This window comes from Aeromonas sp. S19(2024), assembly GCF_041402625.1.
In the GTDB taxonomy this organism is placed as follows: domain Bacteria; phylum Pseudomonadota; class Gammaproteobacteria; order Enterobacterales; family Aeromonadaceae; genus Aeromonas; species Aeromonas caviae.
The window spans coordinates 1-19,394 of sequence record NZ_JBGLQU010000012.1 but is presented as its reverse complement, the minus strand read 5'-3'; the positions used below and the strand labels follow the sequence as shown (position 1 = coordinate 19,394).

Annotated in this window: 18 protein-coding genes; 13 read left to right on the top strand and 5 right to left on the bottom strand. The window is 60.8% G+C overall.

The features are described 5' to 3' along the window. The first annotated feature begins 12 nt into the window (after positions 1-12). From atpA to glmU, 5 genes are all read left to right on the top strand, one after another. Positions 13-1,554, top strand: coding sequence for a F0F1 ATP synthase subunit alpha (atpA, locus tag ACB037_RS18245; protein ID WP_010672262.1), 1,542 nt, complete (start codon positions 13-15; stop codon positions 1,552-1,554). 42 nt (positions 1,555-1,596) lie between these two features. Then, positions 1,597-2,463 (top strand): F0F1 ATP synthase subunit gamma, encoded by an 867-nt coding sequence (gene atpG / locus ACB037_RS18240; RefSeq protein WP_010672261.1) that lies wholly within the window; start codon positions 1,597-1,599, stop codon positions 2,461-2,463. A 33-nt stretch (positions 2,464-2,496) separates the two neighbouring features. Continuing rightward, a complete protein-coding gene (gene atpD / locus ACB037_RS18235; protein ID WP_010672260.1) occupies positions 2,497-3,885 on the top strand; it encodes a F0F1 ATP synthase subunit beta in 1,389 nt (462 codons plus the stop codon). A gap of 18 nt (positions 3,886-3,903) precedes the next feature. Next, entirely contained in the window at positions 3,904-4,332 is a 429-nt protein-coding gene (locus tag ACB037_RS18230) for a F0F1 ATP synthase subunit epsilon (protein WP_010672259.1), read from the top strand. Positions 4,333-4,425: 93 nt separating this feature from the next. Next, the gene (glmU, locus tag ACB037_RS18225) at positions 4,426-5,787 is read left to right on the top strand and encodes a bifunctional UDP-N-acetylglucosamine diphosphorylase/glucosamine-1-phosphate N-acetyltransferase GlmU (RefSeq protein WP_371175693.1); all 1,362 of its coding nucleotides are present in this window, start codon (positions 4,426-4,428) and stop codon (positions 5,785-5,787) included. A gap of 51 nt (positions 5,788-5,838) precedes the next feature. On the opposite strand, the gene creD is transcribed toward glmU, so the two are convergent. From creD to blrA, 4 genes are all read right to left on the bottom strand, one after another. Continuing rightward, entirely contained in the window at positions 5,839-7,230 is a 1,392-nt protein-coding gene (creD, locus tag ACB037_RS18220) for a cell envelope integrity protein CreD (protein WP_371175692.1), read from the bottom strand. A gap of 121 nt (positions 7,231-7,351) precedes the next feature. Then, positions 7,352-8,146: a class D beta-lactamase gene (blaOXA, locus tag ACB037_RS18215; RefSeq protein WP_371175691.1), complete on the bottom strand. Its 795-nt coding sequence runs from the start codon at positions 8,144-8,146 to the stop codon at positions 7,352-7,354. 99 nt (positions 8,147-8,245) lie between these two features. Then, positions 8,246-9,667, bottom strand: coding sequence for a beta-lactam sensor histidine kinase BlrB (gene blrB, locus ACB037_RS18210; RefSeq protein WP_279961620.1), 1,422 nt, complete (start codon positions 9,665-9,667; stop codon positions 8,246-8,248). A gap of 34 nt (positions 9,668-9,701) precedes the next feature. Further along, complete coding sequence (gene blrA / locus ACB037_RS18205; RefSeq protein ID WP_041212060.1) at positions 9,702-10,376, bottom strand: beta-lactam response regulator transcription factor BlrA; 675 nt, start codon at positions 10,374-10,376, stop codon at positions 9,702-9,704. A 122-nt stretch (positions 10,377-10,498) separates the two neighbouring features. Between blrA and ACB037_RS18200 the strand changes: the two genes are divergently transcribed. Beyond that, entirely contained in the window at positions 10,499-11,272 is a 774-nt protein-coding gene (locus ACB037_RS18200; RefSeq protein WP_202044882.1) for a DeoR/GlpR family DNA-binding transcription regulator, read from the top strand. Positions 11,273-11,327: 55 nt separating this feature from the next. Beyond that, positions 11,328-13,160, top strand: coding sequence for a glutamine--fructose-6-phosphate transaminase (isomerizing) (glmS, locus tag ACB037_RS18195; RefSeq protein WP_010672252.1), 1,833 nt, complete (start codon positions 11,328-11,330; stop codon positions 13,158-13,160). Between the two features lie 60 nt (positions 13,161-13,220). On the opposite strand, the gene ACB037_RS18190 is transcribed toward glmS, so the two are convergent. Next, the gene (locus tag ACB037_RS18190; protein ID WP_010672236.1) at positions 13,221-13,997 is read right to left on the bottom strand and encodes a LuxR family transcriptional regulator; all 777 of its coding nucleotides are present in this window, start codon (positions 13,995-13,997) and stop codon (positions 13,221-13,223) included. Between the two features lie 211 nt (positions 13,998-14,208). Here ACB037_RS18190 and ACB037_RS18185 point away from each other — a divergent pair, with 211 nt between their 5' ends. From ACB037_RS18185 to ACB037_RS18160, 6 genes are read left to right on the top strand one after another with little or no spacing between them, the layout of a single operon-like run. Next, complete coding sequence (locus tag ACB037_RS18185) at positions 14,209-14,970, top strand: DUF3450 domain-containing protein (RefSeq protein WP_319859953.1); 762 nt, start codon at positions 14,209-14,211, stop codon at positions 14,968-14,970. Then, entirely contained in the window at positions 14,967-16,274 is a 1,308-nt protein-coding gene (locus ACB037_RS18180) for a MotA/TolQ/ExbB proton channel family protein (RefSeq protein ID WP_371175690.1), read from the top strand. The genes ACB037_RS18185 and ACB037_RS18180 overlap by 4 nt, the downstream gene beginning before the upstream one ends. Continuing rightward, positions 16,271-16,801, top strand: a complete 531-nt coding sequence (locus tag ACB037_RS18175) for a MotA/TolQ/ExbB proton channel family protein (RefSeq protein WP_010672233.1) — start codon at positions 16,271-16,273, stop codon at positions 16,799-16,801. Before ACB037_RS18180 ends, ACB037_RS18175 begins: the two co-directional genes overlap by 4 nt. Continuing rightward, complete coding sequence (locus ACB037_RS18170) at positions 16,798-17,199, top strand: biopolymer transporter ExbD (protein WP_010672232.1); 402 nt, start codon at positions 16,798-16,800, stop codon at positions 17,197-17,199. Before ACB037_RS18175 ends, ACB037_RS18170 begins: the two co-directional genes overlap by 4 nt. After that, positions 17,196-17,858, top strand: coding sequence for an energy transducer TonB (locus tag ACB037_RS18165; protein ID WP_319859955.1), 663 nt, complete (start codon positions 17,196-17,198; stop codon positions 17,856-17,858). The genes ACB037_RS18170 and ACB037_RS18165 overlap by 4 nt, the downstream gene beginning before the upstream one ends. A gap of 2 nt (positions 17,859-17,860) precedes the next feature. Next, entirely contained in the window at positions 17,861-19,039 is a 1,179-nt protein-coding gene (locus ACB037_RS18160; RefSeq protein ID WP_319895237.1) for a hypothetical protein, read from the top strand. The last annotated feature ends 355 nt before the right edge of the window (positions 19,040-19,394 follow it).

The window sequence follows — 19,394 nt, the reverse complement described above, 5'->3', positions numbered from 1 at the left end:
GGGTATTAGAGCATGCAACTGAATTCCACTGAAATCGCCGAGCTGATCAAGCAGCGCATTGCGCAGTTTGATGTCAAAAGCGAAGCGCGTAACGAAGGTACCATCGTTTCTGTAAGCGACGGTATCATTCGTATCCACGGTCTGGCCGATGCCATGCAGGGTGAGATGATCGAGCTGCCGGGCAACCGCTTCGCTCTGGCATTGAACCTGGAGCGTGACTCCGTTGGTGCCGTAGTAATGGGTCCCTATGCCGATCTGGCCGAAGGGATGAAGGTAAAGGGTACCGGCCGCATTCTGGAAGTGCCGGTCGGTCGTGGTCTGTTGGGCCGGGTGGTCAACACCCTGGGTCAGCCGATCGACGGTAAGGGTCCGGTAGACAACGACGGCTTCTCGCCGATCGAAGTGATCGCCCCGGGCGTTATCGAGCGTAAGTCTGTTGACCAGCCAGTCCAGACCGGTCTGAAAGCCATCGATGCCATGATCCCTATCGGTCGTGGCCAGCGTGAGCTGATCATCGGTGACCGCCAGGTTGGTAAGACCGCCATCGCCATCGACACCATCATCAACCAGAAAGATTCCGGCATTAAGTGCGTCTACGTTGCGATCGGCCAGAAGGCCTCCACCATCGCCAACGTGGTGCGCAAGCTGGAAGAGCACGGCGCCCTGGCCAACACCATCGTGGTCGTGGCTTCTGCCTCCGAAGCGGCTGCTCTGCAGTACCTGGCTCCCTACGCCGGTTGCTCCATGGGCGAGTACTTCCGTGACCGCGGCGAAGACGCACTGATCATCTATGATGACCTGTCCAAGCAGGCCGTTGCCTATCGCCAGATCTCCCTGCTGCTGCGCCGTCCGCCTGGACGTGAAGCTTACCCGGGTGACGTCTTCTATCTGCACTCCCGTCTGCTGGAGCGTGCTGCTCGCGTCAACGCCGAGTACGTAGAGAAGTTCACCAATGGTGCCGTGAAAGGCCAGACCGGTTCCCTGACCGCCCTGCCGATCATCGAAACCCAGGCCGGTGACGTCTCTGCGTTCGTTCCGACCAACGTGATCTCCATCACCGATGGCCAGATCTTCCTGACCTCCCAGCTGTTCAACTCCGGTATTCGTCCGGCGGTTGACCCGGGTATCTCCGTATCCCGTGTGGGCGGTGCTGCTCAGACCAAGATCGTCAAGAAGCTGTCCGGTGGTATCCGTACCGCGCTGGCCCAGTACCGCGAACTGGCGGCATTTGCCCAGTTCTCTTCCGACCTGGACGATGCCACTCGCAAGCAGCTGGATCACGGTCAGAAAGTCACCGAGCTGATGAAGCAGAAGCAGTACTCTCCGATGAGCGTGGCCCAGCAATCCCTGGTGCTGTTCGCCGCCGAGAAGGGTTATCTCGCCGATGTCGAACTGAGCAAGATCGTCGACTTCGAAGCCGCTCTGCTCTCTTACGCCAATACCCAGCATGCCGAGCTGATGGCTGAAATCAATGCCAAGGCCGACTACAACGACGCGATCGTTGGCAAGCTGACTGCGTTGCTGGATGACTTCAAGGCAACCCAGACCTGGTAAGCGTGTGTGGCAGCGCAAGCTGCCACCTGATGGAGAGAAGAGATGGCCGGCGCAAAAGAGATACGTAACAAGATCGGGAGTGTGAAGAACACTCAGAAGATCACCAGCGCTATGGAAATGGTGGCAGCGAGCAAGATGCGCCGTGCGCAGGAACGCATGTCTGCCAGCCGTCCGTACGCTGAAACCATGCGCAAGGTGATCGGCCATATCGCTCAGGGGAACTTGGAATACAAGCACCCCTACCTCATCGAACGTGAGGTGAAGCGAGTGGGTTACATCGTCGTCTCCACCGACCGTGGCCTGTGTGGTGGTCTGAACATCAACCTGTTCAAGGCTGCCCTCAATGATATGAAGCAATGGAGCGCGAAAGGTGCCAAGGTTGACCTGGCATTGATCGGTAACAAGGCCTCCAACTTCTTTGAACGGCACGGCGCCAAGGTGAAAGCCCACGTCTCCGGACTGGGTGACAACCCGAGCGTCAATGACCTGATCGGTTCAGTGAAGGTCATGCTGAAGGCTTACGACAACGGTGAGATTGACAGGCTGTATCTGGTGTACAACAAGTTCGTCAACACCATGGTTCAGCAACCAAAAGTCGATCAACTGCTGCCTTTGCCCGTAACAGAAGACAGCAAGCTCGCCAAGAAGCACCACTGGGACTACCTCTATGAGCCGGATCCCAAGCAACTGCTGGATACCCTGCTGATTCGCTACGTCGAATCCCAGGTCTACCAGGGTGTGGTAGAAAACTTGGCAAGTGAACAGGCAGCCCGAATGGTTGCCATGCAAGCCGCGACTGACAACGCCGGCAACCTGATTAACGATCTGCAACTGGTATACAACAAGGCCCGTCAGGCCAGTATTACCCAGGAGCTCACAGAGATCGTTTCCGGTGCTGCTGCGGTGTAAGGCAAGGGTTATCAAAGGTTTAGAGGATTTGACATGAGTAACGGTTTCATCGTCCAAATCATCGGCGCTGTGGTGGACATCGAGTTCCCGCAGAATGCCGTGCCCCAGGTGTACGATGCACTGAAGGTTGTCAGCGAAGGCCAAGGCCAGGGTCTGGTACTGGAAGTTCAGCAACAGATCGGCGGCGGCGTCGTGCGTTGCATCACCATGGGTTCCTCCGACGGTCTGCGTCGTGGGTTGGAAGTAGTTAACAGCGGCAAGGCCATCCAGGTACCGGTCGGTACCTCGACCCTGGGCCGTATCATGAACGTACTGGGCGACCCCATCGACGAGAAGGGTCCGATCGGCGAAGAAGAGCGTTGGTCCATCCACCGCGAAGCCCCCAGCTACGAAGATCAGTCCAACAGCACCGAGCTGCTGGAGACCGGCATCAAGGTTATCGACCTGGTATGTCCGTTCGCCAAGGGTGGTAAGGTTGGTCTGTTCGGCGGCGCCGGTGTAGGCAAGACCGTCAACATGATGGAGCTGATCCGTAACATCGCGATCGAGCACAGCGGTTACTCCGTGTTCGCCGGTGTAGGTGAGCGTACCCGTGAGGGTAACGACTTCTACCACGAGATGATGGAGTCCAACGTACTGGACAAAGTATCTCTGGTTTACGGTCAGATGAACGAGCCGCCCGGAAACCGTCTGCGCGTGGCGCTGACCGGCCTGACCATGGCCGAGAAGTTCCGTGACGAAGGTCGTGACGTGCTGTTCTTCGTGGACAACATCTACCGTTACACCCTGGCCGGTACCGAAGTATCCGCACTGCTGGGCCGTATGCCCTCCGCAGTAGGTTACCAGCCGACCCTGGCCGAGGAGATGGGTGTTCTGCAAGAGCGCATCACCTCCACCAAGACTGGTTCCATCACCTCCGTACAGGCCGTTTACGTGCCTGCGGATGACTTGACCGACCCGTCTCCGGCGACCACCTTCGCCCACCTGGATGCGACCGTCGTACTGTCCCGTCAGATCGCGGCACTGGGTATCTACCCGGCCGTTGACCCGCTGGACTCCACCTCCCGTCAGCTGGATCCGCTGGTGGTTGGCAAGGAGCACTACGAGACCGCTCGTGGCGTTCAGACCGTACTGCAGCGCTACAAGGAGCTGAAGGACATCATCGCCATCCTGGGTATGGATGAACTGTCAGAAGAAGACAAACTGACCGTAGCCCGTGCCCGTAAGATCGAGCGTTTCCTGTCCCAGCCGTTCTTCGTGGCAGAAGTGTTTACCGGTTCTCCGGGCAAATACGTGCCGCTGAAGGAAACCATCCGTGGCTTCCAGGGCATCCTGAAGGGCGAGTATGACGATCTGCCGGAGCAGGCGTTCTACATGGTTGGCGGCATCGACGAAGTCGTCGAGAAGTCCAAGAAACTGTAAGCCTCGATAGGAGGGCCCATGGCTGAGATGATCTCCTTTCACCTGGATGTGGTGAGCGCCGAAGGAAAACTGTTTTCCGGTCGCGTGCAATCTGCCCAGGTATCAGGCTCCGAAGGTGAGCTGGGTCTCCGCCACGGTCATGCTCCGTTGCTGACTGCCATCAAGCCGGGCCTGGTCCGCTTGATCAAGCAAAATGGTAGCGAAGAGGTGCTGTACATCTCCGGCGGCATGCTGGAAGTACAACCCGAAGCCGTGACCGTGCTGGCCGATACCGCCATTCGCGCCGACGATCTGGATGAGGCGAAAGCCCAGGAAGCCAAGCGTCGTGCCGAAGAGCGGATCAACAGCTCCCATGGTGATATCGACTATGCTCAGGCGTCTGCCGAGCTGGCCAAAGCGATGGCCCAGTTGCGGGTTATCGATATCGTCAAAAAGAATTACCGTTAATCACGGTGATGCAAAAAGCGACCTTCGGGTCGCTTTTTTTTTGCCCGTTGGATAGACTCCGCCCAGCATTTCCACCTGTTTCAAAGGCTAGCTATGTCTCTCAATGTCGTGATCCTGGCTGCGGGCAAAGGCACCCGCATGCGTTCCTCCCTGCCCAAGGTGCTGCACCCCGTGGCCAACAAGCCCATGGTCTCCCATGTGATCGAGACCGCCCGCCAGATCGGTGCCGAACAGCTGCACCTGGTCTATGGCCACGGCGCCGAACTGCTGAAGGAGCGGATCCAGGCATCTGACCTCAACTGGGTGCTGCAGGCCCAGCAACTGGGGACCGGCCATGCCGTCGCCCAGGCCATTCCGTTCTGGCATGACGAAGACGACGTGCTGGTGCTCTACGGCGATACCCCGCTGATCCAGCCCGAGACCCTGCAACGGCTGCTGGCCGCCAAGGCCGACGATGGCATGGCGCTGCTGACCGTGGTACTGGACAACCCGACCGGCTATGGCCGCATCGTGCGGGAACATGGTCAGGTGGTCGGCATTGTCGAGCAGAAGGATGCCAACGCCGAGCAACTTGCCATCCGCGAAGTGAACACCGGCGTGTTGGTGGCCAACGGTGGTCAGCTGCGTAGCTGGCTCTCCCGCCTGGACAACAAGAATGCCCAGGGCGAGTTCTATCTGACTGACGTCATTGCCATGGCCCACGGTGACAACTGCCCCATCGCTGCAGTCCATCCGGACAGCGCCATGGAAGTGGAAGGAGCCAACAACCGGGTGCAGTTGGCCCAGCTCGAGCGCAGCTACCAGCAGATGCAGGCCGAGAAGCTGATGATCGCCGGCGCCACCCTGATCGACCCGGCCCGCTTCGATCTGCGCGGCACCCTGGAAATCGGGGAGGAGGTGGTGATCGACGTCAACGTCATCATCGAAGGCAAGGTGGTGCTGGGCAATCACGTGCGCATCGGTGCCGGCAGCGTATTGAAGGATTGCGTGATCGGCGACCACACCGAGGTGAAACCCTACTCCGTCATCGAAGGTGCGCAAATTGCTGACCAGTGCTCGGTCGGGCCCTTTACCCGCCTGCGCCCGGGTGCCGTGCTGGAGCAGGATGCCCATGTCGGCAACTTCGTCGAGATGAAGAAGGCTCGGCTGGGTGTGGGCTCCAAGTGCGGTCATCTGACCTATCTGGGTGATGCCGAGATCGGAGCCGGTGTGAATATCGGTGCCGGCACCATCACCTGCAATTACGATGGGGTGAACAAGTTCCAGACCATCATCGAGGACGACGTTTTCGTCGGCTCCGATACCCAGCTGGTGGCGCCGGTGCGGATCGGCAAGGGGGCGACCCTGGGGGCGGGTTCCACCATCACCAAGGATGTGGCGGAAAACGAGCTGGTGATCACCCGGGTGCCCCAGCGCCACATTCCGAACTGGCCCCGTCCGGTCAAGAAGAAGTGATGCCCGATCAATGAAATGCAAACCGGCGCCCGAGGGCGCCGGTTTTTTTGCTTATGGCTGATGGCTGGTGTTACTGGTCGATGGCTGGGGGGCCGCCCATGCGGTGGCGGAGGGACTGCTCTCCATCACCTGATACCAGTCGAGCTTGCGAGTCAGCCCCATGACCAGCGCCAGGGTGGCGAACAGCAGCAGGGCGCCGAGCAACAGGGCTGTCTCCTCGGCCTGCAGCAGCCCGAACAGAATGGCGTAGACCAGCCCCAGCAGGGCGGCGAATCCCATGCCCTGTTTCGGGCCGCCCAGCACATGGCTCAGGTAGAAGCCGTTGAGGGCCACACTGGCCAGGGCGGCAATGAGATAGGCCAAGGTAAAGCCGAGATGCTCGGTCAGCGCCAGCAGCACCAGATAGAAGATGGCCAGCCCCATGCCCACCAGCGCGTACTGGATGGGGTGTACCCGCAGCCCTTTTAGCAGCTCGAACATGAAGAAGCTGATGAAGGTGAGGCCGATGAACAGCAGGGCATATTTGGCGGCCCGCTCGTTCAGCTGATAGTGATCCACCGGTTGCACCAGGCTGACGCTGAATGACGGCAGTTTGGTACCGGCTCCCTTCATCATGCGGTTGAAGCGGCTCTCCATGTCGGTGGCGAACCAGCTGGTCTGCCAGCTTGCCTCGAACCCTTGATCCGCAAGGGTGCGTTCACCGGGCAGAAAGTCGCCGAGAAAATTGGGATGGGGCCAGTTGCCGCTCAGGTGAAACCGGCTGTCCTGTCCGAGCGGTACTATTTCCAGCGCGTTCATGCCCTGCAGATCCAGCTCGATGTGAAAGCGGCCATCTTCGTCTGGCAAGGCGTCGAGCGGGGCATGGATCCCCACTCGCCCGTCCCCCAGCTGGGCGCCAGGGGCAAACGGGATGCGTTGCTCCCCCCATTGCAGTTCGGGTACGCGGCTGATGCCCCGGGCATCGGAGAGGATCAGGCTGAGATAGGATTTGCCCGGCACCAGGGCGGGATCCGCCGGGTCGAAGCTCAGGTTCGGGTTGCCGGCCACCAGCCCCTTGTCAGCCAGGCTGGTGGGCATCAGGCCGGAGAGGGAGAGGCGACTGTGATAAATCTGGGCCTGATAGATACCGAGCTTGCGCGGGGTCACCTCCATGCTGGCCCGCACGTCCAACCTCTTGGGCAGCAGGTAGCGATAGACCTGCTCCTTGCGCTCGAAATGTTTGCCATCCTGCTCGACGGTGACGGCCCGGGTATATGGCTGTACCAGTACGGGCCCCATCAGGCGCTGTGGCCCGCTGTGGCTGGCCATGATGCTGTGAATGGCCTGACTGCGATAGGCCTGGCGCTCCCGATTCAGCTCCATGATGGCGTGAACCGGGATCATCATCAGCAGGCAGAGCAACAGCAGCAGGGCGATCTTGTGGGTGAAAATCTGTTTGACCATGACACGTCTCCTTGTTGTTGAACGGGAGTGTGCCGGGGTCGCGTGAAGGGAGGATGGGGCAGTGTGAAGTAGTGGTGAAGGGGCATAAAAAAACCGGCGCTAGGCGCCGGTGTTGCTGGCATCAGAGTGTCTTCAACCGGGCCGGCAGGGCGGCGAACACCTCTTCCCTGGCCCTGAGGGAAGCGAACTGCTTGCCCGGCGTCTGGATGACGGTGTGGACGAAGATGAGCGTCTTGTCCTGTTTGCTGGCCCAGCCGACGAACCAGCCGATCTGCTGCTCCCTGTCCAGGCTGCCATCCAGCAGCTTGGGGTAACCCATGCCGGTCTTGCCGTGGATCTGCCAACCGTCGATGTCGGGCTGACGCATCAGGTTGGCGGTATGGCGCAGGGTCTTGGCGGAGACCGGCAGCTTGCCGCTCACCATCTTGCCAAGGAAGCGGGCTTGCTCCTGGGGGCTGATGGCGAGGCTGGCGCTGAGCCAGGCCTGGGTCAGACCGTCGTGCTTGCCCGGGTTGCCTTCGAGATCCCGGTTGCCGTAGTCGAAGCTGTCCACGTAGTGCTGGAAGCGAGCCTCTCCCAGCCACTCGGTGAGGCGCTGCGAGTACCAGATGACCGAGAATTGCATCCAGCTGCTCGGGGTGGTGGTCTGTTTCCACTCCGGCAGGAAATCAGGATCACCGGCCTTGAACGGCAGGGCCGGCAGTTGTTCATCCACCAGGAAGCCGCTGTCATAGCCCATCAGTGCCAGCGGGATCTTGAAGGTGGAAGCCGGGGTCAACTGGGCGGCACAGTCCCCCAGGGTGCTGACGGGTTTGCCGGTGCCATCGGCAAACAGCATGCAGCCAGAAGCGGCGCTGGCAGGCAGTGCACAGAAGAGGCCAGCGGCAAGCAGACCGGACAACAGCATACGGGGCATATCTATCTCCTTGATTAATATGAATGCGCATCGACGGGGACGGTCGTCATCGAGGAGGTGCAGCTTAGCCCGGCTCTGTGTGCTTGGTGTGAAGTGTCCTCAGTTGCCGGGCAGCCAGAGTGTGGCCAGCACCCCCCCGTCCGGCTGATTGGCAAGAGCAAGATGGCCGCCATGCTGGCGTGCCACCTCCATGGCAAAACTGAGCCCGAGGCCGCTGCTCTTGCCCTTGTCTGGCCTTGGCAGGGAGTAGAAACGCTCGAAAATCCTGGGCAGCGCAAAGTCGGGAATGCCTGGCCCCTGATCCCGCACCCGGAAGCAATAACCCCCCTCCTCCATGGCGCCGCTCAGCACCAGGGTACTGCCGGCGGGGGCGAAATCGAGGGCGTTGTCCAGCAGGTTGCCAAGGGCCTGCTCCACCAGCAGGGGATCCCACTTCTGCTTCTGACCTTCCCCCAGCTCGGCGTGCAGGGCGAGCTGGCGGCGCTGGGCCTGGATCTGGCGGGCATCGAGCACCCGTCTGCCCAGCCGGGCCGGCTCAACGGATTGTCTGTCCAGCCCCTGCCCTGATTCGAGGCGGGCGAGTTGCAGCATGCGCTCGATCAGCTGCTGCATGCGGGCCGTCTCCAGATTGATGTTGCCGATAAAGCGCTTTGCGATGTCCGGCGGCGGCGCCTCGGCCAGAATCTCCCCCGCCCCGCGAATGGCCGCCAGCGGGCTTTTGAGCTCGTGGGTCAGGCTGTGGACATAGGCCTCGATATAGGCCTTGCCGTCCAGTTGACGGCGCATGGTTTCCAGGGAGTGGCCTAGCCTGTCCAGTTCGGGGCTGTAGAGGCGCGGCAGGCTGGCGGGCTGACCCTGGCTGATTGCATCTGCATAGTGCACCAGCTTGCCGATGGCGCGGTTGAGCCACCACACCAGCAAGGCGCCGATGAGCAGCGAGATGAACAGCAGCAGGGCCGCCCCTTTCAGCAACTGGTGTTCGCTGCGCTCTATCATGGGCTGCAGGGTGCTGTTGGGCTTGGCGACGGTGAGGGAGCCGAGGATGTCATCCCCTTCCCGCAGCGGGGCGGCCACGTGCATCACCGAGCTGGCGGGATCGTCGGGGTCGCTGCGGGTGCTGCGGGCGCCATATTCGCCGCGCAGGGTCAGGTAGACGTCGTTCCAGCGCGAGTAGTCCTTGCCCAGATCTACCCCGTCCGAGTCGTAGACCACCCTGCCTTTTGCGTCGGTCACATAGATGCGGTACTCCGCCTGCTGCTTGAGGTGGCCATCGATGAGGGCATTGATGGGACTCTGGTTGAGGCGGGCGAAGGCGCTGGCCAGCCGGCCATTCGCCATCTTTCCTTCCTGCATGTCGTCCAGGGCCAGGGGGGCCAGCATCTGCGCCATGTCTACCAGGGTATCTTCGGTGGCGCTGCGTACCCCGGGCTTGATCTCCTCGACGAAGATCTCCAGCACGAACCAGGCAGCCAGGGCGAAGATCAGCACCAGGCCGCACAGCAGTTGCAATCCGATTCTCATCTCATCCCCCTGCCGATGCCCGGCCACTCTGAGTTCATGCCAGCTCCAGACTGTAGCCCAGCCCGCGGTGGGTCAGGATCAGGTTGGCGTCAGGGTCCCGCTCCCGCAGCTTGGCCCGCAGAGTCTTGATGTGGGTGTCGACGGTGCGATCCAGACTCTCTTCCGCATCCTGCCACACCAGATCCATCAGCTGCTGGCGGGAGTAGACCCGACCCGGCGCCAGCATCAGGGTCTTGAGCAGCAGGTACTCATAGCGGGTGAGCGTCAGGGGCTGGCCCAGGAAGCAGATTCGTGCCCGCTCCTCGTCCAGGGCGAGTGGCTGTATCGGCTGGTAGGGGGCGGGCTGGCTGCGGCGCAGGATGACCCGCACCCGGGCGCACACCTCACGGGGTGAGAAGGGTTTGGCCACATAGTCGTCTGCCCCTATCTCCAGCCCGATCAGCCTGTCTATCTCCTCGCTGCGAGCGGTGAGAAACATCAGGGGAATATCGGTCAGTGCCCGCACCCGCTTGCACAGTTCAAAACCGCTGATATCCGGCAGCCCCACATCCAGGATCAAAAAATCCGGTCGCGTCTGTTCCAGTCGCGCCAGCAACGGCTGACCAAGGGGGAACCACTCCACCTCGAAACCATCGGTCTGCAGGGCATAGATCAGGGTATCGGCAATGCTGGCTTCATCTTCCACCAGCCAGATGAGTCGTTTTTGCATGGCGTCCTCGTCGCAAATCGGCTCCTCATTCTGGCATCGAACCAAATCGGATCCTATTTGCCGTTTGATTTTTCCCGAAAAGGCATTAATATTTCGCCATTCTTTCGAATCGAAACTTATAAATGACCAAACGCAACACACAGCAGCGCCGTCACACCATAGTGAGTCTGGTGCAGGAGCAGGGGGAAGTCAGCGTCGATGCCCTGGCCAAGCACTTCGCCACTTCCGAGGTGACCATCCGCAAAGATCTGGCGGTGCTGGAGACCGGTGGCCTGTTGCTGCGTCGCTACGGCGGTGCCGTTCCCCTCCCCAGCGAGATGGTGGTGGACAGCAACCCGGAACAAATTTCGAATCGAAAGCTGGCCATTGCCCGCGCCGCCGCCGAGCGGATCCGCGATCACAACCGCGTCATCATCGACAGCGGCAGCACCACCAGCGCCATGATCCCCATGCTGGGCAACAAGCGCGGCCTCATCGTCATGACCAACTCCCTCAATGTGGCCGGTGCCCTGCGTGAGCTGGAAAACGAACCCACCCTGCTGATGACTGGCGGGACCTGGGATCCCCATTCCGAATCCTTCCAGGGGCAGGTGGCGGAGCAGGTGTTGCGCTCCTATGACTTCGACCAGCTCTTCATCGGTGCCGATGGCATCGACCCGGAGCGGGGCACTACCACCTTCAACGAGCTGGTGGGCCTCTCCCGGGTCATGGCCGAAGTGTCGCGGGAGGTCATCGTCATGGTGGAGTCGGAGAAGATCGGCCGCAAGATCCCCAATCTCGAGCTGCCCTGGTCCGGCATCCATACCCTGGTGACCGACGAGGGGCTGAGCAATGCGGCCAGAGAACAGATTCAGGCCAGGGGGATCACGCTGATTTGCGCCCCCGTGGCCGTGTGATTTGAACAAACCATTATCCAACCGAATTAACGTCTTACGTTTCAAGGAGAAGTCTATGTGTGGCATCGTCGGGGCCGTCGCCCAACGTGATGTGGCTGAAATCCTGGTAGAGGGCCTGCGCCGTCTGGAATACCGTGGCTACGATTCGGCTGGTGTCGCCGTGTTCAGCGCCAACCAGCCGCTGCAGCGGGTGCGTCGCCTCGGCAAGGTGGCCGAGCTGGCCAAGGCACTGGAGGAGCAGTCCGTCCACGGTGGTACCGGCATTGCCCACACCCGCTGGGCTACCCATGGCGAGCCGTCCGAGCGCAATGCTCACCCCCACGTCTCCGAGCATATCGTGGTGGTGCACAACGGCATCATCGAGAACCACGAAGAGCTGCGGGAAGAGTTGAAGGCGCTGGGCTATGTGTTCAGCTCCGACACCGACACCGAGGTGATTGCCCACCTGGTGCACCACGAGCTGAAATCCGCCCCCAGCCTGCTGGCGGCCATGCAGGTAGCGGTGAAGCAACTGCGCGGCGCCTACGGCACCGTTGTCATGGACAGCCGTGACGACAGCCGCGTGGTGGTGGCCCGCTCCGGCTCCCCCCTGGTGATCGGCCGCGGCATCGGCGAGAACTTCATCGCCTCCGACCAGATGGCCCTGCTGCCGGTGACCCGCCGCTTCATCTTCCTGGAAGAGGGCGATGTGGCCGAAGTGACCCGCCGCGACGTGCACATCTTCGATACCCACGGCGAGGCCGTGGTGCGCGAGGAGCTGGAGTCCGAGCTCTCCCACGATGCCGGTGACAAGGGCGAATACCGACACTACATGCTCAAGGAGATCTACGAGCAGCCCAAGGCCATCACCAACACCCTGGAAGGCCGCCTGGGCAGCGATCACGTGGTGGTCGAGTCCTTCGGCAACGGCGCCCGTGCCATTTTCGACAAGGTCGAGCACGTCCAGATCGTCGCCTGCGGTACCTCCTACAACTCCGGCATGGTGGCCCGCTACTGGTTTGAAGAGATCGCCGGCGTCTCCTGCGACGTGGAGATCGCCTCCGAGTTCCGCTACCGCAAGTCGGTGGTGCGCCCCAACAGCCTGCTGGTGACTCTTTCCCAGAGCGGCGAGACCGCCGATACCCTGGCCGCCCTGCGCCTGGCCAAGGAGTCCGGTTACATGAGCTCCCTGGCCATCTGCAACGTACCGGGCTCCTCCCTGGTGCGCGAATCCGACCTGGCCTTCATGACCCGTGCTGGGGCAGAAATCGGGGTGGCGTCCACCAAGGCGTTCACCACCCAGCTGGCTGGTCTGCTGATGCTGGTGGCCTCCGTCGGTCACTGCCGTGGCAACCTGAGCGCCGCCGCCGAGGCCGAACTGGTCAAGGCGCTGCAAGCCCTGCCTGTACGCATCAAGGAGAGCCTGGCCTTGGCCAAGCAGATCGAGACTCTGGCCGAAGAGTTTGCCGACAAGCACCACAGCCTGTTCCTCGGTCGTGGCAGCCAGTACCCCATCGCCATGGAAGGGGCGCTCAAACTCAAGGAGATCTCCTACATCCACGCCGAGGCCTATGCCGCCGGTGAGTTGAAGCATGGCCCGCTGGCGCTGATCGATGCCGAGATGCCCATCATCGTCGTGGCGCCGAACAACGATCTGCTGGAGAAGCTCAAGTCCAACGTGGAAGAGGTGCGTGCCCGTGGCGGTATCCTCTATGTGTTCGCCGATGCGGACGCCGGTTTCAAGAGCGACGAGACCATGCGGGTGATGAGCCTGAACCACGTGGAAGAGATGATCGCGCCGATCGTCTATACCGTGCCGTTGCAGCTGCTCTCCTACCACGTCGCCCTCATCAAGGGCACCGACGTGGATCAACCGCGCAACCTGGCCAAATCCGTGACTGTGGAATAAGCCGTCGCCGGAAATGAAAAAAGAGCCGCATTGCGGCTCTTTTTGTTTTGGCAAAACAGGCTACGACAGCCGCAGGTTGGTGATGGTCACGTCGTCCAGGGAAGGCACAATGATGCCGCTGGAGATACTCTTGGCGATCGCCTGGTTGCGGTTGCGCGAGTCCGTCTTGTTGGTGACCTGATTGAGGTGGAAGTTCACGGTTCGCTCGCTGATGCCGAGGATGGTGGCGATCTCCCAGGAGGTCTTGCCCTCGCTGGCCCAGAACAGGCACTCCTTCTCCCGATCCGACAGCTCGGCCAGGTATTTCATCAGGTCTGGCCTGGCCTTGATGAGGGTCAGGGCCGAGTTGAAGATGTAGCTGGCGCAGAATGACAGCAGGGGAACGTTTTCAAACATCAGATCGGAATTGGACTTCTCCTTGCTGATGAAAGAGAGGATGCCGTGTTCCCCCTGCGGCGTGTGCAGCGGGAAGGAGACGCCGTTCCTCACCCCGAAGTCGGCGGCGAGATTCATCACCTCCCTGCTGGCGCTGGGCAACCAGGGGGCATCGCAATCGAGCTTGTTCCAGAAGATGGGCTGGGTCTGCTTCAGCCCCAGGAAGACGACCGGATCCTGGGTCAGGTAGTGCCGTTCCGAATAGGCATCAAACCAGCTGGTGGGGCAGTTGTTGAACAAGGCAACATGGGATTTCTGCATACTGATGGGGAAAATAATCAGCAAACGGAAGTAATCAAACCCCATTTGATGACTGAAGCGCTCCAGTTGTTGCTGGATCTCGCTGGTCTTCTTCGCCTTGGTGAACCGATCTATGTGTTCCCAGATCGCATCGTTAAACATGTAAGTCTCCTTTTTCGATCACTTATCTTGCTGATCGAAAAGACATTTTTTAGTTATTTAAAATGGTGTTGCGACTACCAACGCCAGTTATTCCCGTACTTGTCTAAAAAGTATCCTGTTTTTTCGGCCAGAGGCCAAGAAAATCATCTGATTGCCAGTGACCCTACTCTTTGAGACAATGAGAATAGTTATCATTGTTAAGATTTATATCATGAACAAGTTTTGGGGTCTGGCCTTGTTACCCATGGCCGTTCATTGCGTCGTGTCCGCCGAAGAGGTGGTTGCGCCAGCATTGAAGAACAGTATCGCCGACGGGAAAGCCTCCCAGCTGCGTGTGGAGAAAGCCGCCGATGGAGCAGTCGCCGCCAGGATTGAGCTGCAAAATGCCCAACTGCAACTGCGGGATCTGGAAGCCTACAACCGCTACATGCAGTCTCTGGTGGCCGATCAGCAAAACGAGCTGGGCAAGCTGAACCAGCAGTTGGAGGCGGTACAGGAGACCAGACAGGGGCTTGTCCCCCTGATGCTGCAGATGCAAGCCGATCTGGAACAGCTGGTACAGGATGACATCCCGCTACGCAGAGAGGATCGTCTGGCGCGGGTTGCTGCCTTGAAAGCGACGCTGGCTAGAGCCGATGTGAGCGAGGCGGAGAAGTTCCGCCAGCTATTGCAGGCCTATCAGATTGAAGCCGAATACGGCAGCAGGCTGGACCATTATTCCGCCGAGCTGGTGCTGGATGGCGCACCGCGCCGGGTCGACGTGCTGGCACTGGGCCGGGTCTCCCTGCTGGCGATGACCGCCGATCGCTCCCAGGCGTGGCGCTGGTCTGCCGAGCACAAGCAGTGGCAAGCCCTCGACGGACAGTGGCTCTCCCCCATCGCCGAGGCGTTGGAAATGGCTGCCGACAAGAAAGTTCCCCAGTTGTTGAATGTCCCCTTCTCCGTCAGCCGTGGTCAGGAGGCCCAGTCATGAGCGTCACCATGAAGTGGTTACCCCTTGCCCTCGCCCTCTCTCTGGGCACCACAGCCGCCGCGGCCGAGGAAGCCTGGCAGCAGCAGGAACAGGCCCGTGAGCAGAAGGCTCAGCAGGATCTGGCATCTGTCTCCAGGGAGCTGAGCAGTGCCCGTGCCAAGCTGGCCGAGGCCCAGCGCCTGAGCAAGGAGCTGGCCAGTCAGTTCGCGGCCAATGAAAAGCAGCTGGTGGAGCTCAATACCCAGTGGGATCAAGCATCCGGCGACATGAACGACATCTTTGCGGTCACCCGTCAGGGCGCCAGCGATGCGGTCAAGTTGCTGAGTGAATCCGCCGTCGAGGGCCAGTATCCTGATCGTCTCGCCCCGCTGAAAACCATGGCACAGGATAAAAAGGTGCCGGATCGCGCCGCCCTCGCCTTGCTGCCAGCCACCTTGCTGCAGGAGATCCGTGAATCGGGCCGGGTTGCCCAGTTCAACGGCAAGGTGCTCGATGCCCAGGGCGTTGCCAGCGAGCAGACGTTGACCCGGATCGGCAGCTTCGCCCTGCTGGGCGATGCTGGTTTCTTGCAACCGGGGGCCGAAGGCCTGAGTCCGGTGCTGGGCCTGCCAGGCAGCGTGCTTTCCGCTGTGGCCGCTTATCAGGGTCAGGAGGGAGAAGCGTTGCCGCTGGATCCCTCCCACGGTGTTCTGCTCGATATGCTGGCCCAGGCGCCCACCTTCTGGCAGCAAGTCCAGCAGGGCGGCCAGGTCGGCGCCATCATCGTGCTGCTGGCCGCCATCGGCCTGGGGATCGCTGGAGTACGGTTGTGGAGCCTCTCCCGCGAACTGGGTCGGGTTCGTCGCCAGCTCAAGAGCGGTGAATATCATGCCGACAACGCCCTCGGCCGGGTGCTGACGGTGGCTGACAAGCATCCAGAACTGAGCATGGAGACCCTCGAACTGCGTCTGGATGAGGCGATCCTGCAGGAGACCCCTCGCCTGGAGCGCGGCATCGGCATGGTCAAGGTGATCGCGGCCATCGCCCCCATGCTGGGTCTGCTCGGGACAGTGACCGGTATGATCGGCACCTTCCAGGCCATCACCCAGTTCGGTACCGGCGATCCCAAGATCATGGCGGGCGGCATCTCCATGGCCCTGGTCACCACGGTGCAGGGTCTGGTAGCGGCCATTCCGCTGATCCTGGCCCACAGCCTGTTGCAGTCCCGTTTCACCGAGCTCTCCAACGTGCTGGAACAGCAGGTGGCCGGGATCCTGGCCGAGCGGGCCGAAAGCAATGGTGACAGGGTGGAGCGGGTAGCATGATGCTCGACATCTGGCAGCAGTTGCAGAGCTTCATGGGCCGTGGCGGCCCGGTGCTCTGGGTCATTCTGGCCTTGCTGGTGCTGATGTGGATTCTGATGATCGAGCGGCTGCTCTACCTCAACCTGGGGTTTGCACCGTTGCAGCGTGAGCTGCTGGGCCGCTGGCAGGCGCGTCGCGAGCGTCACAGCTGGCACGCTCGCGCGATTCGCGGGCGCTGGCTGGCAGAAGTGGAGCTGGCGCTCAACCGTCATCTGATCTTCATCCGCACCCTGGTGGTGCTCTGCCCCATGCTGGGGTTGCTGGGTACAGTGACCGGCATGATAGGCGTATTCGATGCGCTGGCTGCGGCCAACCGCTTTAACCCGGAGAGCATGGCGGGCGGGATCTCACGCGCTACCATCCCCACCATGGCAGGCATGGTGGTGGCCCTCTCCGGCGTGTTGTTACTGAGCCGGCTCGAGAGTCAGGCCAAGCGTGCGCTGGCCAAGACCCGGGACGGCCTGCGAGAAGAGAAGGTAATGCAATGAGACGGCAATCCAAACGCCAGCGCGATGAAGTGCAGATCGACATGACCCCCATGCTGGATATCGTCTTCATCATGCTGATCTTCTTTATCGTGACCACCTCCTTCGTGCGCGAAGCCGGGCTTGAGGTACACAGACCCCAGGCCAGCCAGGCCAAGGCGCAGAAATCGTCCAGCATCATGCTGGCGATCGGCGCTCAGGGGCAGATTTTCCTCGACCGCAAACAGGTGGATGTGGAGCGGGTGCAGGCCACCCTCGCCCGACTGTTGGCGGAGCAGCCCGAGGCAAGCCTGGTGATCCAGGCCGATGAACGGGTACCCCACGGCAAGGTGGTGCGGGTGATGGATGAAGCCAAGGCGGCAGGCATCGCCAACATCGCCGTGGCGGTGGCACCGAAATGAAACACAAGTTGATGAGCCTGGGACTGGGGATCGCCCTCAGTCTGGGCATCCTGTTGTTCATGGCCGCCCTAGTGGAGCCGCCCGGAGGGGAGAAGGCGACCACAGAGCAGAAATCCATCGTCATCAACATGCAGAACGAGGTGACCGAGGTACAGGTGCGTGAGCGGCCGGTACCCCAGGAGCCGGAACCCTTGCCGGAGCCGCCTGCCGCGCTGGCTTCGACACCGATGCCCATGCCGGCGGCGGCCCCGTTGCCTTCGGTACAACCGAGCCTGGATCTGGTCTCGACCCTGAGTGCGGTACAGGTCTCTGCCCCTGGCGTGGCGACCAGTCCCACTCCGGTCGCGAGCGGCAATTTCCATGGACAGCAGCAGGGCGCTGGAATCGGTGCCGGTGACCTCTTGATGCCACTGCAACGGGTTGAGCCTGTTTATCCCTACCGGGCCCAGCAGGCCGGCATCGAGGGGTCCGTGACCTTGCGTTTCAGCGTCGATGCCGACGGGCGGGTACAGGATGTGGAGGTGGTCGAGGCCAAGCCGAAGCGTCAGTTCGAGCGAGCGGCCATTCAGGCGATCAACAAGTGGCGCTATCAGCCGAGGCCGGGCGCCACCGACAAGCTGGTGCAAGTCATCACGCTCAAATTCAAATTGGAGTCATAACCATGTTGCGGATCTGGATCTGTCTGCTGGCCCTGGTCAGCCAAGCCTGTCTGGCGATGGAGGTGAGCCCTCATTTCTCCCGCCAGCTGGAGCCCGTGATGAAGCTCTATCAATCCGGCAAGTGGCAACAGGCCCAGAGCAAGGCGGCTGTGCTCAAACCCGGTTCCGAGGCTGAGCACGCCTGGCTGGCGCAGTTACAAGCCTCTCTGGCCGCCAACCTGCAGCAGACCGCACAGGCGAGTCGCTATGTGGAGCAGGCTCTTGCCTATAAAGAGTGGCCAGAGCAGCAACGACTTCAGTTGTTGCGTCTGCGAGGGGATATCCAGGCCCAGCAATCCAACTGGTCCGGCGCCATCGCGAGCTACAAGGCCGCATTGGCCATCAAGGCTGACGATGCCTTGCGTCTGCGCTTGGCTGGCCTCTATTACCACAACAAGCAGTACGGCGAGGCAGCCAGCCAGAGTGAACAACTGTTGAAGAAAAGCTGGCAGAAGCAGGCAGCCATCATCCGCCTCTCCGCCCTCACTGCATTGCAGCGTTACGGCGTGGCTGCGGATCAGGCCGAAGAGTTGATCCGCCGCGAGCCGAAAGAGAGCAAGTGGTGGCAGCAGGCTGTGTCGCTCAATCTCTCCGCCAAGCGTGGTGATCGAGCGCTTGCACTGCTGCAAACCGCCATCGACCGTCAATTGATGGATGATGCCGCCGCCCGCAACCAGCTGATCCGCCTGTATGCTTGGCAGGGACTGCCCTATCGTGGTGCGCGTCTGCTGGAGTCTGCCATGGCCAAGGGACAGATGAAGCAGAGCGCCGAGAATCGCCAGTTGCTGGCCCAGTTGTGGGAAGGGGCACGTGAGTGGCCGAAGGCTGTGGACAGCTGGCAGCTGCTTGCCCGGGAACATGCTCACCCCAAGGCCGCCATGCGTGCCGCCGAACTGCTGCTGCAACAGGGCAAGACGGATGCCGCCATGACCCAGCTCGCGGCCATCAAGTCAGTGAAGGGAGAGCAGGGCAACAGAGCCAAGGCCCTGCTGGTGCAGGCACACCTCAATAAAGAACAATATGCTCAGGCGCTGGTGTTGGCTCGCGAGCTGCAACAGCAGAACAACTGGCAAGACAGGGCGACCAGCTGGGTCAACTATATTCAGGCCCAGACTGACGGTATGAACAAAAAATCGGCATGAAACTGGGGTAAACTCTCATTTCATGGGGTTTAGCCTGCTTTTTCAGCAAACGAGCGTATTTTTACAAAAAGCTCTTGTCATCGCGGCGCGGCTCCCTATAATGCGCCCCTACCAGCACGGCGGACCACGCCGAACTGATGAGCCAGCTTCCTAGCGAAGTGGGCGCCGAAAGAAAAGCGAAAACAACCGCTTGACTTTCAAAGTGAGGAGCGTAAGATGCGCCTCCTCAACGCGATAAGCGTGACGCTCTTTAACAATTTGAATCAAGCAATCTGTGTGGGCACTCACAGCATCGAGCATCAAAAACAATTTTTGATATCAATGTCTGATGAAGTGACCAAAGCAACGAAAGTTG